This is a genomic window from Bacillus cereus (assembly GCF_007678085.1).
Lineage (GTDB): Bacteria > Bacillota > Bacilli > Bacillales > Bacillaceae_G > Bacillus_A > Bacillus_A cereus_BE.
Genome location: NZ_VEDW01000001.1, coordinates 852,139 through 868,223, shown reverse-complemented (window position 1 = coordinate 868,223; position 16,085 = coordinate 852,139). Strand labels below are relative to the sequence as shown.

Below are 16,085 nucleotides of genomic sequence, written 5' to 3'. Positions count from 1 at the left end.
ATAACTTGAACATTAATTATTTGTTGAATTAACTGAGCTTTGGCTGGTAGTTATTCTTTACCTACTTTTTTCTCAATTCCATTTCAAGTTTCATTTTCATTTATTACATAGTTTCTATTTCCTGAAACACATACATATTTCCTTATATTATATTTCTTTTCTTTATAAATTGAAAGATTATTCTGTAAAAATAATCCATCTATTTCAAATCCATCTCTAAGCATTTCGTTTTTCATTTATAAAAATATATGCTAGCCTACATATATAGGAGATGAATAAATATGAGTTTATTGTATAGCGGATTAACTTTTTTAAACTTTGACGATACGTATTTATTACAAAATAAACTTCATTCTTATTCACATGAAGATGTTGATTTTAGTCATTTAGAGCACTCAAATCTATATTGCGAGACCCCTTCTTTAATGCATATAAAAAGGGAGTTATGTCGTAGAGAGCAAAAAGGAATCACTTTTATCGGTTCTGGAAATTATCATTATGTATCTTATTTATTACTAGAAGAAATAGACAAACCTTTTACCCTTATACTATTTGATCATCATACTGATATGAACTTAAAGGAAGCAAATGAACAGACTCTTATTTCCTGCGGATCTTGGGTATCATTTTCTCTTCGAAATAATGGTAATTTAAAGAAAGTAATTATTATCGGGCCTTCTTCTCTAACAATTCATTCTAATGATTGTTCATACGTAGAAATTTTTCCGATTGATATCTCACATGAAGTATCGATACATACAATACTTTCACATATTCATACAGAAACAATATATGTAAGCATTGATAAGGATGTTTTAGATCCAAAAGTTACTATTACAAATTGGGATCAAGGGCATATGAAACTATCTATACTTTTACAATTTATTCATTGTCTTATTATGAATAAATCTATCTATGGTATTGATATTTGCGGTGAACTCCCAGTTTATCCTTCTCAACTCTTTCTAGCTAAATATAAAAATGCTATTAAAAAAAATGAAAAAGCAAACTTACAAATTTTAAATTCAATATATAATACATAAAAAAACGACGAGCGCCTTATAAGGCACTCGTCGTTTTTATGCACGTTGTTCTTTCAACCACTTCGTAATTGCATCTAACTGCGAAACATCAAAACGGCTCTTTTCACACACATTTAAACTATTCAAACTATTTACAATTTCTAATTCATTCGATTTTACACTTTTCGCGTCAATCATTTTACAGTACCCGTCTGTAACGGTATTTAAATTTTCATAATAACGTTGAAACGATTTTGATATATGTAAATGTTTTTCAAAGTTTCTTCTTCTTTTTGTCTCGTCACATTCTTTCCGTTTTCTAAGTTCTTCATCATTCGTATATAAATAAAAATATTGATCGGGAAAACCAATTTCCTTATTAATCAGCTTTTCTTTATAAAAATTTTCTATTAAAGATAACGGTTGATTAAATACTTCAAAATGGAAACACCAATTATAACTAAGTGGCTGATAAATGTCGCCATCAAGTATTACTAATTCATATTGCTTTGACTTCTGCACTGCTATTTTCCAGCGCTCTACTTGTTTTTCAAAATACCATGTTCTATGTTCGTTTTTTGGTCTTTCAAATAATAAGTTCACTTCAGGTATAATGTACGCACCATAATTTTTTTCTAACTCACGACACGTGGTGCTCTTACCAACCGCGCTCGCTCCCTCAAACGCTATAATCCCCATAATTTCTCCCACTTTCATTAATTAAATCGCTTTTCCCCCCACAACTGTCTCCATAGAACAATTGAAGCGATAGAAAGCAATATTGTCGTTATGATACTCCCCTCAATTCCGAACGAACCTCCATGAAGGAATTCCGATCCGTTTGTTACAGGTTTAAAAAGCGGTGTAGAATACATTGCCATTCCACTTACTGCAAAACCAAATACGTTATATTGCGCCCAATTCCAAATGGAATGCCATGCACATATCCCCCAAAGACAACTGTCTTTCAAAACATAAAAAGCTGCAAATACACCAACTAATATTATATTCGATATTGAAAGAATTGTAATACCTGGATTTAGTAAATGAAGAAAGCCAAATAAAAAAGAAGTAACAACAATCCCAATCCATATACGGCTTCTAACAGAAAGGACTGGAAATAACCAACCTCGAACAACGATTTCTTCTGTTGCACCTTGTATTAAAAAAGCAACTAAAGACCCCGCAATTCCAAGTATAGCGGTTGGTGTAATTTGTTGCATTTGTAATTGTACATTTCCTGTTAATAGAAGGACCAGGACTGGTATTGAAATGAAAATAAAACCTATTAATGCACCTTTCAAATATTTTCTTATCCACTGATTTCTCCAAAAACCAATGGCTGAAAATGATCTTTTCTCTACAAATCTAATCCATAAAAAAACAAAAAATATAGCTCCGCCAAACGTCAATATCATCTCAATATCACTATAAATTGCCTTCATTAAAAGTGTTTCTGCTTTCGGTAAAAACAACATAAATAACATGAACAATTCACCTAAAGTTAAAAATACAATCGCAAGTATAACAGCGAATACTGGATGAACTTTTTTTCTACCTTCTTTGGCTGCTTCAATTATTTTAAATTGAGTAAATTGCAATATTCTAGCCTCCTTAACAAATACATCAACACTATTCTTATACTATATATCGTTTTCCTAACACAAATTTCCAATAAAAATGTTCTCAGTTTAGCATAAACCCAAATTAGGAATAATATATAAATAAAAGAGATGACTTTGTGCGTTTTACTATTATCACCATGATTATTCACTGGTATTACCAGCACTTGCTATTTCCCACCATTTGTTGTAAGATAGTAATTAAGGTCAATTTAACACTATATTTTCTTTGCATATTATCAAGTATCAATCAGGAATATTTTATATGCCTTATTGGTTTTTGATAATATGTGAAATTTTATTTTTCATTCAAATAAGGCCGATCATATTGTAATCTTTTTAAATTTTAGGAGGCATTACCATGACATTAACAGGTAAAGTAAAATGGTTTAACAGCGAAAAAGGTTTCGGTTTCATCGAAGTTGCAGACGGTAACGACGTATTCGTTCACTTCTCAGCTATCACTGGCGACGGCTTCAAATCTCTTGACGAAGGTCAAGAAGTTAGCTTCGAAGTTGAAGACGGTAACCGTGGACCTCAAGCTAAAAACGTTGTAAAGCTATAATTTAAACAATAAAAAGGTTGTTACCAGCACGGTTAACAACCTTTTTAATATATAACTAAAATTTTTTACATAAAAGGAGTGGTTATATGTATCGCAATCGAAAGAACGATGTAGCAGAAGTACCACCAGAACAAACCCCTGTCTGGGAATGTGAAGCAGAGGATTGTTTAGGATGGATGAGAAAGAACTTTTCATTTGAAGAAGAGCCTAAATGTCCTTTATGTAAAAGTAGCATGAAAAGCGGAGAACGTTTATTACCTAAATTAGGTTAATTTTTACTTAACCCCTCTTTTATAAGAGGGGTTTTTTATTATAAATTTATATTCTCTACATCCGTTCGAATTATAGAATACAGCAGTGCATCATGTTGCTTATTTCCCTGATGAATATATCCACGTAATAACCCTTCCTTATGAAACCCTATTTTAGATAACATTTTACAAGAAGTAACATTTTCAGGGTATGTAATAGCTCCAATTCTAAATAAGCCTAAATCTTGAAATCCATAATGAATAATTTCCCCGGCCGCTTCTGACGCATAACCATTTCCCCAATAACGAGGATGTAAGTCATATCCAATTTCAGATCGTTTACTCCATAATTGTAAATTATTTAATCCAATTGTACCTACTAAAGTATTTGTTTCTTTTAATACAATCCCCCATCGTATTGCCTTTTTCTCGAAATAATTTTTTGAAAAAGATTCAATCATACGTGAGGCTTGTCCAAACTCTGTAAAAGAATTCATACCGTAATAACATGTTACTTCATCCAATGAAAAAATTTCATATATTTTTTGACAATAAGATTGTTCTATTTCAACTAAACGCAAACGTTCTGTTTCTAATATAGGAAATGCCACAGGATCACTCCTTTCTTTCTACTCATTCATTATAGCAGAAAAAGTATTTATAATTAGGAAAGTCCTCAATGTCCCATTAATCAATTATTTCTAGAGAATCTTATCCTCTTTATTCAATACGAACTAAGAGGAACCCTTCTTACTTTTTCATGAATAGAAAAAATAAAGAGATGATCAAAGTGCTATAATCATCTCTTTATACAATAAAAAATTAATTATATTACCTTCATCTCCATCACTCCGCTCGCAATAATATGTCTTATAAATTCGATTCCTTGCTCACCTTTCCCTTCTAAAACAACACCCTACCCCATACATTTATGGTAAAATATAGTTGAATATTATTTTGTTATGGAGGTGTATATTTTCTATGTATATATTCATCGGCTTATCCCTCTTACTCATATTACTCATATTTTTATTCGCAAAAAAGTTCGCTCCAAATTCATTCATGATGACTAGTTTTAAAGGCAATAGCTTTAAAACTTTTTCAATCGGCATTTTAATTGCAGCCACTCTTTCACTTTCATATGGAATCTATCACGCAGCAACATATCAACCGAAACATTTAGATATCACACTTCAAAATCAAAACTTTACTGTGTTCGGTAATGTTGGAGAGGTTGGATATTTCTCAGAAGAATTACTAAAAAAAGATACAGAAGTTAAACTATATTTTGCCTCTTGGAAACAAATGCAATTAAATAATCCAGAAATAACAGTAAACTATCCTTCCGGTAAACAGGAAACATGGAAACCGAACATTACATTAATTCCTGCCAATAAATTAAAAGAGCAACATAATATTAAAGAACTCTATCAGCTCTCATCATATTCATTTAAAGAATCTGGGAACATAACATTAGCGATTACCGAGAATAATACAACTAATAAAAAAGTCTCAATTCAAGTAAAATAAATAAAATGTCCCTCCGCTATGCTGGAGGGACATTTTATTTATTTATTTATTTATTTATTTATTCTATATTAATTTGACGGTTCCTTTAATGTTTCCATTATTTCATTTGCAGTGTTCTTTCCATTTCCAATGCACGCACCAATTCCGACACCGTAATATGAAGCACCAGCTAAGTATACATTAGGATAAAGATCTATCATTTTTTCTTGTAATGTTTGAACCGCTTGATTATGTTCTAAATGATATTTCGGCATTAAGTCTTTCCAATTTGTAACTTCAACTACTTCTGGTTCACCTTTAATTCCGAGACTCTTTTCGATATCATATAAAGCGACTCGTACTAATTCTTCCTCACTATAATTTTTAATCGTTTCATATGCTGGATTGGTACTCTTATAAAACATTCTTACTAATAGTTTTTGTTTTCCAGATGTATGTTTCCACTTCCTGCTTGTCCATGTACAAGCATCACAATGTAAATCACTGTTTTCCGTTACGATAAATCCTGTGCCGTCCGCCGGTAATTGTTCATCTAATATGTCAAATCCTAAGTAAATACTTATTAAAGATGAGTTTTTAAATGTATGAAACTGCTCGTTTAACTTATTAGACTGTAATAAAGTTTGTGCGATATCATGGGGAGCTGCTAAAACAACATAATCCGCTTGGATTGATTCCTCATTTGCAAAGGAGATTTCATAGCGATTACCTTGTTTCCTTACAGCTGTCGTTACAGAACCTTTTTTAACAACCGTCTCAGTCAGCACTTCTTCTAAACGATCAATAATTGTAGATAGTCCATTTTTAAATGATACGAACTTTTTGTTTCCTGCTGTTTGAAACTGTTTTTTATTCTCTTCAAAACCTTTAATAATACTTCCATATTTATTTTTATAATCCAGTAAATACGGTAATGTCGATGCCATAGTAAGTTCATTCAATTTACCCGAATATACACCTGAAAGCACTGGGGCGATTTGTCTTTCCACTAACTCTTTCCCTAAAAAACTTTCTAGAAATACAGCAAGTGAAGTATCTTTCGTAAACTCTTTATTTTTCGTGATGAAATCTTTTAAAGCAACAATTTTCCCTTTCGTTGATACTAATGTACTGCTAAATAATGACTGGACGCTCATCGGTATCCCAAATATAGTATCAGAAGGGATTGGATGTAACGTATTATCAGAATATATGTAAGAAATACCCGTTTCGTTATACACCATTTCTTCTTCTAAATTTAAATCTTTCACAAGCGGCATAACATATTCATTACGAGCAACGATTGAATCTGCTCCTGACTCCATAATAAAATCCTTTTCTTCTACACTATGGATCTTACCACCTAAGTACTCTTCTTTTTCTACAAGGATTAAATTTAATTCTATATTATTATCCTTTTTGAATTTTTCTAAATAAAACATAGTAGAAAGTCCCGTTATACCTCCACCGATAACAACAACTGTTTTCATATGTGCTGCGCTCCTAACCGATACAATTAATAATTCCTTTCTTATTATACCCAAAAGTCCTTATATTCGACTAGCAGCTTGCGCATTCTGTAAGAAATTAGACAATATATTCGAATAAACTCCTGCTTGATCATTATGTACTAAATGACCGGCAAACGGAATAACAGCAATATGAATATTGTTATTTAATTGTTTGAACGTTGTAGCAGCTACAACTTCATCTTCTGAATCTCCCCCAGCAATACAAAGTGTAGGTACTTGAAGATTAGCTACATCACCAGTTTCGTCGAATGGGTACCAATCTTTAACTTGCCACGATTCAAGCAATGCTTTCCAATCACTTTTTTCATGAATTTGATTCATATACGTTACTACTTCTTCATTTTCCATCAGTTGCTGATGACAATTCGCTTCATACTCCTGAGACTCCTCCCAATTTTCTCTCTTAACTGGAAAGATACCTGAAAAAGTTAATGTTCTCAGTCTATCTGGATATTTTTTGGCAAATAGTAAAGCGATTAATCCTCCTAGTGAAACACCAGCTATATGACATCTATCAATTTGTAAATGCATTAACGTATCATGTAAATCCTTTACGGAACTTAAGAAATAATTCTCCAATGTCCCCCCTGACTTTCCATGCCCTCTTAAATCTGGACGAATGACTTGATAATTTTTTTCTCGAAAAAATGCTACCTGCTCTTCATATTCTACTAAACCTGTCATACCACCAGAGTGTAAAAGTACCATTGGTTCCCCTTCACCTGAAATGTGCGTATGTAATATCATATATCCCCCTCCTTAGAAACAGAACATTCTATCTATTATTAGTATATAGAATATACATTTGAATTTCCAAATAAAAAAGAACTATAACATTTTCACATCATGTCATAGTTCTTTCTATTTTAAAAACATAAAGTAATTAATCAGTTTGTCTAATTCTTGGCTTAATTCCAATACTTTTTCATGTTGAATTCCGTAATCCGATACTAAATATAAAAGTTCTTCTTTCTTTATTTCAATTACTTTTTCCAATTTCACTAATTCCATGTCGTTTTACTTCTCTCTCCAATACTAAAATGTATGTATTTTAGTATTGCCTATTTACATAATTAGTAAAAGTAAAATACGTATGTAAAATCTTACAAATATAAAAATAATATACTATCAACAAAAAAATTTAAATTGAGCCCTTTATATATCATTAAACTTCACTACATATTAATAATAAATCGGAATTTCTCTAATGTTATATCTTTATATTTTGGAGCTCTCTTAATATGATCAAAGTAACTATATGAAAATTTAAAGACATGTCCGAAATCCCAATCAAATGCACTATAGTCTTTTAGCCAAAATTGATTTTCTGTTGGTAATATATGAGCACGTTTAGATTCGATTAAAGGTAAACGATCTATAGGTGAGTGCAAGTTTATTTCAGTATTCGGCATAAGATTTTGACTAGCACGTAACACGTATACTAGTTTTAAAAGTGGTCGTATCGCTCGGTGGAATATATCTCTATGCCCTAAGTCATACATTATATTTATTGCATGAGAAAAAGTAAGTAAATGACCAATTAAATCATGGTGTGCTTCCGCTCTATAAATAATATTAAATTGCAAGAGCTCCTTTAAAATTAACTTAGATAATTGTTTCGGATTTCTTAATTCATTTACTATCTCATCATTTATATGTAATTGTTTTACTTCCTTTGTTGTAAAACCAATCCACGATCTACCTGGAATTGTTTTTCGAAACGATAATATAAGATTAGTAATCCCTTCAATCCCTTGATTATCTCCCCATTTTTGTAACTCTTTTACAGCTAATAAACTTAATGCAGCATAAATGACATTATGCCCCACCCAATGAAGTTCATCAATTGTTTGTTCCAACGATTTTATAATCATTCTTTCAGCACTTTGAAAATCCATTTCTTCTTTTTTATCGATGACTTCACCTAGATTTTGCTTGATCAGCATTAATTTTGTTTGGGAATACATATTACGAGTTATTTCTTCTTCCAGATAGTTATCTTTTATGAAAAAATAACTAGCAATTGCAGCTGCTCCGAAATGTGCATGCCAAATATCATTTGTTTGTCTTTTACATTGAGAAATAATTGAAAGGCCATCTCTTAAAACAGTTTTATTTTCCATCTTTTTATCCCTCATCACTTTATACTCATCCTAAAGATGGCGTCAATACAAATAAAATATGATTAGATTCATCACTTTTATTTAAAAAACGATGTTTCACATTTGGCGGAATACGTACAACATCACCTTCTTCTAAAAAATACTCTTTTCCTTCTAATTCCACATACACTTCCCCTTTCATAACAACAGCAATCTCTTCCTTATCTTCATGTGAATAGTGACTTTCCGTTGTATTTGCTTTTTTATTTAAATCCATCATTAACATTTCAATACGCGCTTTCATAAAATCTGGAGTTAATACATCATATACAATGTGATCATTATTTTCTCGATATACTTTTTTTCGATCTTTTTTCTTAGATATGAGTGAATCTGTATCGATTTCATTAATAAAAAGTGTAAATAGTGGTACATTTAATGCTTTCGCAATTAATTCCAATACACTTAAAGAAGGATTCGCATATCCTCGTTCAATTTGACTAATTAATGAAGTACTAATCCCGGCATAATCAGCAAATTCACGAATCGTCATATTATTTTTCTTGCGATAACTTAATACAGTTTGTCCGAGTCTATCATGTATCATTGTAAAAACTTCCTTTCGTCCATCATATTGCATGTTTCATTACATTTGTGCTGACATAGTAAACAAAGGCAAATAATCCTTTCCTAACTTCTCAGGTACTTATATACTAACCTTTGTACATTATATCGTATCAATTTCATTATAATAAACATTCTATTGGAGGGACAAACTGTGAAATCACCTATTCTTTCATATTGCATCTTATTTTTCGGCGTATTCGCCCTATCAACTTCAGCAATTTTTGTAAAATTAGCAGATGCTCCTGCGGCTATCAGTGCTTTTTATCGATTATTCTTTGCTGCACTCATTCTGTTACCGTTGTTACTTTTCAATAAAAATAATCGAAACGAGCTAAAAATAGTAACAAGAAGACAATGGGGGTTCGGATTCATATCTGGATTATTTTTAGCTGCACATTATGTACTTTGGTTTGAATCATTACTATATACTTCTGTAGCAAGTTCTACAGTAATCGTAACGTTACAACCTTTATTTTCAATGGTTGGTGGTTACTTTCTATTTAAAGAGAGATTTACAAAAGGAGCAGTTATCGGTTGCCTCATCGCAATTTCAGGAAGTATCATCATTGGATGGCAAGACTTCCAAATTAGCGGAGAAGCTTTATACGGGGACATTTTAGCATTTATTGCGGCCGGAATTATTACAGCTTACTTTTTCATTAGCCAACATGTTCGTAAAGATGTATCACTTATTCCGTATTCGGTAATTAGTTATGGAAGTAGCGCCTGTTTTCTTGGTATATTTGCTTATATGCAAAATGAATCTTTCATTCACTACTCTACACAAACTTGGCTATGCTTTATTGGCTTAGCGTTTGTTGCAACGATTTTAGGTCAAACAATATTCAATTGGTTATTAAAATGGATGAGCGCTACTGTAATCTCTATGAGCATTTTAGGAGAAACAATTGGAACTTGTATATTAGCGTACTTTATATTAAATGAGACTATTTCTATACAACAAGCACTAGGTATTTCAATTATTTTCATTGGTTTAGCATTATTTTTATTACAGCCAAAATCTAATAAAAAAGCATGACAGTATAATGTCATGCTTTTCACTATCCATTATGTACGATTAAACCATCCGGTCTAAAACGGCTCATCATAATTTCATTAATAAACTTTCCGTGAGCTTTCAAATTCCCTATCTTTACTCCCTCTTCTACAAATCCAAATTTTTCATATAGCGATTTTGCTTTCGGATTCGTTTCTAAAACACCTAGTTCCACACGCTCTAACATTAACCAATTATCAGCTAAATCAAGCATTTTTGTAAGAAGCGCTTTCCCAATACCTTTATTATGAAATTCACTATCTACTCCTATAAACAAATCACCAGAATGAGATCTACGTCCTGGACTTTGGGTTAACCCAACAAATCCAACAACTTCTCCATCATACTCTGCAACAAATTCAAATTGATTTGGCGCTAAATTTCGAATTCTATTTTCCATCGCATCTACTCGCATGCTAGGTAAGAAAACCATATAAGGTAAAACATCATCTTGTATGCATATACGATGAATGGCTCTAGCATCTTGAATTTCTACCGCCCTCACTTTGACCCCCATAATTTCTTCCCTCCATATTCATAACAATACATATTCATTCTAGATACCTACACGAAACCCCTTCTACACTGTATTTCTTTATGTTATTTTTACATATTTATTTCCGTATTTCATCCATTTCACGAACATCTCATCTACACAAAGCCAAAGCAAGTTAACTTTTTATTTTATTATATAACTCAAATAGGTTTCCAATTAGAATACCATTTATTTTCATACCGGTTATATCACAATTTTCTATTTCAATATTTTTTAAATTACTATTACTAATCGTACTACCCTCTAAATCGCATCTATTAAATAAAATAGGATGTTTATCTTCTCCAAGACTTGTATCTTTAAATTGAACCCCACCTAAAGTCACAAAATTAAATGTACTACCCGAAAGATTTAAATCGGCATATAAAGAACTTCTAAAATTTATATTTCTAAATTTTGATTGACTTACATTACAATTACTCATATTCAAATACATTATATTACTCCCAATGAATGAGCTGCTTTTTGCATTCACTTGATAATACTCTGTATTTGCTAGATTACAGTTTTCGTATTGGCTATTTTTCAAATCTTTATTTTTAATTTGGTTCTCTTCAGCTGACTTTACAGTGATTCTTTTTGCATAACAATACTCATCATCAGATTTAAAAATGATTTCATAGCCCAATTTTTTATAAAAATGATGATTACTTATTTGTCTACTAGATGTTTCGAGATCCCAAATCCGTATGCTCGGATATACCTCTTCTATTAATTTAATAACATGTGATCCAATTCCATTTCCTTGATAAACAGGATCTACAAAAATACGATCAACTCGGCCATATGACTTACCAGAGATTGTTACTATAATTCCCCCGATTATTTTTTCATCCATTATCACTTTGTAACAATCCAATTCTTCAATCGAATATTTCATCATTTCAACTGAAGAATATCCTGGTGGTTGGATGTTATAGTCAATAACATCATCTTGACCACATAACCATCGTTTTGCTTCTTCATCAAATGTTCTTCTCATTATTTCTGTTAACTTTTCGGCATCTAAAATTGTAGCTTTTTCTATAGATATTATTGTCATTTTTGTTTTCCCCTTCATTGTTAAAAACCAATAACTTTTGTGAACGAAATAGTTATTCATTTACTTTTATTTTTAAATATTTCCCCATTATTACATATAGAACACCATTTTTACTTGGATGAAATGTTTCTAATACATCCACCCAATCTAATCTTTCATATAATGAACGCGCCTTTTTATTGTTTATTTGTGTTGTTAAAACACTCGTTCTATTTGAAATCCCTTCTAATAATTCATTATGTAATCTTGTTCCAAGTCCTTCATTTTGATATTGCGGGTGCACTGCTAACTCTACAAATTCAAAACAGTCTTGCAGCCACAGATTTACTTGCTCCAAATTTAACGCTTCTCTCATTAATTGATTATAGTACTGTCCTTCTAATGAGCGATAACCATAAGTAAAACCAACGACTTCATTTTCCTTATTTATTGCTACTATACCTTTAAAATCTGCATATTCTATATGTCTATTAATTCGCTCAATCATTTCAGTAAAATTTGTTTTCTCAAATACTTCACAATATAACTGTGCCATATTATTGATTAAAACCTCATCCTTTTCAATACGTAAAAATTTCATTCTACCTCCCCCTTCTATTAAAACCGATAAATCATTTAACACATATAGTTATTTAAAAATAGAGAAATTTTAAATTAATCATCTCTTTTCTATTAAACTACGAATCTACCTATATTTTCCACAAAAAATAATATAAAAGTATAAAAAGAAGAGCATCTGTAAAATATACAGATGCTCTTCTTTTTTATTTTCAACTTTATCTATTAAATAACAAAACCTATTCTCGCTAAAGAATAAAAATTACTTAAGCCATTCGTTACAATTACTAATTAGCTGCTGTAAATCCTCTAGGAATCGACTCGCATGATATCCATCACAAACCGAATGATGTACTTGTAATGAAACTGGTAGCATAACCTTATTCTCTCCATTAAAATATTTTCCACAAGTTATGATCGGTAATAGAAAATCACCATCATTATTAATATTTAGATTAAATCCAGTAAAACTAGCCCAAGGTATGCTAGAAATTGGAAAAACATTTGGCGGAATATTATCTTTCGTGAAGAGACCATGAACATTAGTATACCACCTCATGTCCTCTTCATAGTTTTTATAGAAAATGCGAAAATCACTAGAATAATCCGTCCATATACTTGAAAAAGATTTATCATCTTTATGGAAGATTGTATAACTTGGGATCATTTCTTCCCAATATCCTAAAGCTCCTTCATCGTTAAAACATGTTCGAAATTCTTTATGATTATTTACTACTCTAGAAATTAAATATATAAAAACGGGATAAAATTTTATTTCCTTTTTATGTAATTCCTTTAATAACCTCGTGATATCAACATTCACAGTCATACTAAATGTACATTTCAACTTTAGATAATGTTCAAAATACTGCTCTCTATTCCAATTTTCTCTGTCAATTATATGAAACCTCATTTTAATAGCCTCCTAAAATGTCATTTTATTTTAGAAGGCTAACTTTCTTGTTTTCACCACACCTATTCACTCCTTACAATTTAAATTTATCCTCAAGTTTTTATTTAATTATATAACATCTGCAAAAATCTATTCACATATTTCTAGAAATACAACCACATACTATACATAAATCAAATGGAATTTGGAGGATGCCTACATGGATAATAAAAATGTAAATAAAAAAGAAAATGTTACCCAAAACGCTACACCTATTCAAAATGATAATACTGCAAATCTTAATATCGAAGAACAAGCAATGAACGGCTTATATGGAATGCCAGAAACTGCTATTGAAGATGCTGATCACACTGAAACTGAAGATTTGACTTCAAAAAATTAAGAAACTACATAGAAAAAAGCCAAGGGAAATTTCCTTGGCTTTTTTAACTATGCATCCACCTTTTGTACTTCTTCACTCTTTCTTGAAAGCTTTCCTGGCCAAAAAGCAAAGCGTCCTAGAACAACTGTAATTGCTGGCACAAGTAATGGTCTAACAATAAAGGTATCTAGTAATACGCCAATTGCTGTTACAATACCAAATTGAACGAGCACTTGAATTGGAAGTGTACCTAACACTGCAAAAGTTCCTGCTAAAATTAAACCTGCTGATGTAATGACACTACCTGTTTGTATAACACCATTTTTTACTGCATCCAAATGATTTTGTGTCTTTCTGTTCTTCCATATTTCTGAGACCATAAAGATATTATAATCTTCCCCTAAAGCAACTAAAAATACGAATGCGTATAACGGTATTGCGCCTTGAATGGCCGGCGCTCCCATACCATAATGAAGTAATAGCCACCCTGCTCCTAGTGCCGAGAAGAACGATAATACAACAGTTACAATTAAATAAATCATCGCAACAATTGATCGTAAGTAAACAAGTAATAATAAAGCTATAATACTAATCATTACTGGAATGATAACTGCTTCATCACGTTCCGTAATTTGCTTTGTATCATATAATGACGCTGTTTCTCCTCCAATCCATAGTTGATCTTCTGCATTACTAACCCCAGCGTCTTTTAATACTTTTTCTACACTGTTTTTCAATTTAGGGATTTGATCTAACGCTTCAATTGAATATGGATTTTCAGCTAAAGAAACCTCATACATTTTAATTTGCTTATTCTCTTTTCCCTCTTTTGGGTCTTTCACTGTTTTTACGAAAGAAAATTTCTCTAGTTCTTGTTTAATAGGAAGCTCTTTTCCTTTCGTGTCAACAACAACTTTTACTGGCGCTAGTTCACCAGCTGAGAAATGATCACTAATTAACGTAAACCCTTCACGGGAAGGCATATCTTTAGGAAACGATTCTAATAAGTCATATGTGTATTGAATACGTGGTACAAATGATGCCAATCCACCTAATACAAATACAGTGAGCATAATGATTGTCCACGGTCTTCGTACTACAACATCACCAAGTTTTTTACTAAAGGCACCTTTTGATTTTTTAACTTTTACTACTTTCTTTTTCTTTCTTGCTAATTCCTCATTCATCGAAGTTGTTCTCGGTATAAACGGGAAGAATGCCGCTCTACCGAAAATTAATAAAAATGCAGGAAGAATTGTTAAAGCAGCAATTCCCATTATGAATACAGCAACACTAAATGGTACTGCAAATCGATGAAAGGCACCATAATGAGCAAGTAATAATGTTCCTAATCCAAGTACAACAGTTAATGCACTCATTATAATTGCTCCGCCAGAAGCTTTAATTGCAAGTTGCAATGCCTTATATTTATTTTCTTCTTCTAACAAGTACTCCCGATATCTCGAAATTAAAAATAGACAATAATCCGTTCCAGCACCAAACAATAATACTGTCATGATTGATATCGCTTGGGCATCGACTTTAATCCATCCGTGATCAGCTAAAAATCCAAGTGTAGGACTAATAATACCGTATGCAAAGCCTACAACAAGTAAAGGTAAAATCGCTAATATTGGTGAGCGGTACAATAAGATTAATAAAACCAATACAAGTAATACAGTAGCAACTAACAATTTCACATCTGCTTGACTAAATAAACTAACTGCATCCGTTTGAATACCTACAGGTCCAGATAATCGAACATGTAAACCAGAATCACTTATTTTTTGTTTGAATGGATCTTCATCGACCTTACTATTCACTATCTTTCTTAAATCTTCAAGATTTCCTTTTAATATATCTGTTCCAGCTGACTTATTAAAGAATACTGGTGTAACAAATGATGTACCATCTTTTGATGCACTTTTTGATAATACTTGTTCCGGGATTGTATCAAATGGCGGTAATGTTGATTGTTCTTTTAAAGGACTAGCCTTTAACTCTTTATAAACGTCTTGTATGAGTTTATAATCCTGTGACTGTAATCCACCATCTCTATACCATACTACTAATAAAGGATTTCCTGCATTATTCGGAAATTCTTTTTTCATAAGTGCTTCTGCTTGCTGTGACATAGCTGTTTCAGGTAAATTTTTCGGATTCGGTTCCTTCGTACTGTTTACTTGTGGCAACGTAAATGAAAGTACTAATGTAATAAGAATCCATACCGATAAAGTTATCCATTGTGTATGCTTCCCTGCTACAAGCCTCCCTAACATATGTAACGGGTGCTTTTTCATAAAAACCCACCTTCCTTTTCTCTTCCACTATTAATTATATATACTGGTCGGTTAATTAATCAAGAATG

19 protein-coding genes are annotated in these 16,085 nt (G+C 31.7%); 6 read left to right on the top strand and 13 right to left on the bottom strand.

The window, feature by feature from the left end; translation table 11 throughout:
• Positions 1 to 281: 281 nt before the first annotated feature.
• On the top strand, positions 282 to 1,043 hold the full coding sequence (locus FS742_RS04355) for an arginase family protein (protein WP_144611341.1): 762 nt from the start codon (positions 282 to 284) through the stop codon (positions 1,041 to 1,043).
• 36 nt (positions 1,044 to 1,079) lie between these two features.
• Here FS742_RS04355 and FS742_RS04350 read toward each other — a convergent pair whose 3' ends face one another.
• Together FS742_RS04350 and FS742_RS04345 are read right to left on the bottom strand one after the other, a co-directional pair.
• Entirely contained in the window at positions 1,080 to 1,739 is a 660-nt protein-coding gene (locus tag FS742_RS04350) for a nucleoside/nucleotide kinase family protein (RefSeq protein ID WP_144611340.1), read from the bottom strand.
• Positions 1,739 to 2,623, bottom strand: a complete 885-nt coding sequence (locus FS742_RS04345) for a CPBP family intramembrane glutamic endopeptidase (RefSeq protein WP_144611339.1) — start codon at positions 2,621 to 2,623, stop codon at positions 1,739 to 1,741. The genes FS742_RS04350 and FS742_RS04345 overlap by 1 nt, the downstream gene beginning before the upstream one ends.
• A 382-nt stretch (positions 2,624 to 3,005) precedes the next feature.
• Here FS742_RS04345 and cspD point away from each other — a divergent pair, with 382 nt between their 5' ends.
• Both cspD and FS742_RS04335 read left to right on the top strand, forming a co-directional pair.
• Positions 3,006 to 3,209: a cold-shock protein CspD gene (gene cspD / locus FS742_RS04340; protein ID WP_000176365.1), complete on the top strand. Its 204-nt coding sequence runs from the start codon at positions 3,006 to 3,008 to the stop codon at positions 3,207 to 3,209.
• Between the two features lie 86 nt (positions 3,210 to 3,295).
• On the top strand, positions 3,296 to 3,481 hold the full coding sequence (locus FS742_RS04335) for a cold-shock protein (protein ID WP_000286198.1): 186 nt from the start codon (positions 3,296 to 3,298) through the stop codon (positions 3,479 to 3,481).
• Between the two features lie 38 nt (positions 3,482 to 3,519).
• On the opposite strand, the gene FS742_RS04330 is transcribed toward FS742_RS04335, so the two are convergent.
• Positions 3,520 to 4,071, bottom strand: coding sequence for a GNAT family N-acetyltransferase (locus tag FS742_RS04330; RefSeq protein WP_144611338.1), 552 nt, complete (start codon positions 4,069 to 4,071; stop codon positions 3,520 to 3,522).
• Positions 4,072 to 4,441: 370 nt separating this feature from the next.
• On the opposite strand from FS742_RS04330, the gene FS742_RS04325 reads away from it, so the two are divergent.
• On the top strand, positions 4,442 to 4,990 hold the full coding sequence (locus FS742_RS04325; RefSeq protein WP_144611337.1) for a hypothetical protein: 549 nt from the start codon (positions 4,442 to 4,444) through the stop codon (positions 4,988 to 4,990).
• A gap of 68 nt (positions 4,991 to 5,058) precedes the next feature.
• Here the strand turns inward: FS742_RS04325 and FS742_RS04320 are convergent, their stop codons facing one another.
• The 5 genes from FS742_RS04320 to FS742_RS04300 form a co-directional block, all read right to left on the bottom strand.
• Entirely contained in the window at positions 5,059 to 6,459 is a 1,401-nt protein-coding gene (locus FS742_RS04320; RefSeq protein ID WP_144611336.1) for a protoporphyrinogen oxidase, read from the bottom strand.
• Between the two features lie 60 nt (positions 6,460 to 6,519).
• Complete coding sequence (locus FS742_RS04315) at positions 6,520 to 7,248, bottom strand: alpha/beta fold hydrolase (protein ID WP_144611335.1); 729 nt, start codon at positions 7,246 to 7,248, stop codon at positions 6,520 to 6,522.
• Positions 7,249 to 7,362: 114 nt separating this feature from the next.
• A complete protein-coding gene (locus FS742_RS04310; RefSeq protein ID WP_144611334.1) occupies positions 7,363 to 7,512 on the bottom strand; it encodes an aspartyl-phosphate phosphatase Spo0E family protein in 150 nt (49 codons plus the stop codon).
• Between the two features lie 164 nt (positions 7,513 to 7,676).
• The gene (locus tag FS742_RS04305; protein ID WP_144611333.1) at positions 7,677 to 8,624 is read right to left on the bottom strand and encodes a hypothetical protein; all 948 of its coding nucleotides are present in this window, start codon (positions 8,622 to 8,624) and stop codon (positions 7,677 to 7,679) included.
• 25 nt (positions 8,625 to 8,649) lie between these two features.
• Positions 8,650 to 9,210: a helix-turn-helix domain-containing protein gene (locus tag FS742_RS04300; RefSeq protein ID WP_144611332.1), complete on the bottom strand. Its 561-nt coding sequence runs from the start codon at positions 9,208 to 9,210 to the stop codon at positions 8,650 to 8,652.
• Positions 9,211 to 9,381: 171 nt separating this feature from the next.
• Between FS742_RS04300 and FS742_RS04295 the strand changes: the two genes are divergently transcribed.
• Entirely contained in the window at positions 9,382 to 10,269 is an 888-nt protein-coding gene (locus FS742_RS04295; RefSeq protein ID WP_144611331.1) for a DMT family transporter, read from the top strand.
• 22 nt (positions 10,270 to 10,291) lie between these two features.
• Here FS742_RS04295 and FS742_RS04290 read toward each other — a convergent pair whose 3' ends face one another.
• From FS742_RS04290 to catA, 4 genes are all read right to left on the bottom strand, one after another.
• Positions 10,292 to 10,804, bottom strand: coding sequence for a GNAT family N-acetyltransferase (locus tag FS742_RS04290; protein ID WP_144611330.1), 513 nt, complete (start codon positions 10,802 to 10,804; stop codon positions 10,292 to 10,294).
• 154 nt (positions 10,805 to 10,958) lie between these two features.
• Entirely contained in the window at positions 10,959 to 11,903 is a 945-nt protein-coding gene (locus FS742_RS04285) for a GNAT family N-acetyltransferase (RefSeq protein WP_144611329.1), read from the bottom strand.
• A gap of 34 nt (positions 11,904 to 11,937) precedes the next feature.
• A complete protein-coding gene (locus tag FS742_RS04280) occupies positions 11,938 to 12,465 on the bottom strand; it encodes a GNAT family N-acetyltransferase (RefSeq protein ID WP_144611328.1) in 528 nt (175 codons plus the stop codon).
• A gap of 240 nt (positions 12,466 to 12,705) precedes the next feature.
• Positions 12,706 to 13,356, bottom strand: a complete 651-nt coding sequence (catA, locus tag FS742_RS04275; protein ID WP_144611327.1) for a type A chloramphenicol O-acetyltransferase — start codon at positions 13,354 to 13,356, stop codon at positions 12,706 to 12,708.
• 199 nt (positions 13,357 to 13,555) lie between these two features.
• On the opposite strand from catA, the gene FS742_RS04270 reads away from it, so the two are divergent.
• Positions 13,556 to 13,738, top strand: coding sequence for a DUF4021 domain-containing protein (locus tag FS742_RS04270; protein WP_144611326.1), 183 nt, complete (start codon positions 13,556 to 13,558; stop codon positions 13,736 to 13,738).
• A gap of 47 nt (positions 13,739 to 13,785) precedes the next feature.
• Here FS742_RS04270 and FS742_RS04265 read toward each other — a convergent pair whose 3' ends face one another.
• Positions 13,786 to 16,017: an MMPL family transporter gene (locus FS742_RS04265; protein WP_144611325.1), complete on the bottom strand. Its 2,232-nt coding sequence runs from the start codon at positions 16,015 to 16,017 to the stop codon at positions 13,786 to 13,788.
• Between the last annotated feature and the right edge of the window lie 68 nt (positions 16,018 to 16,085).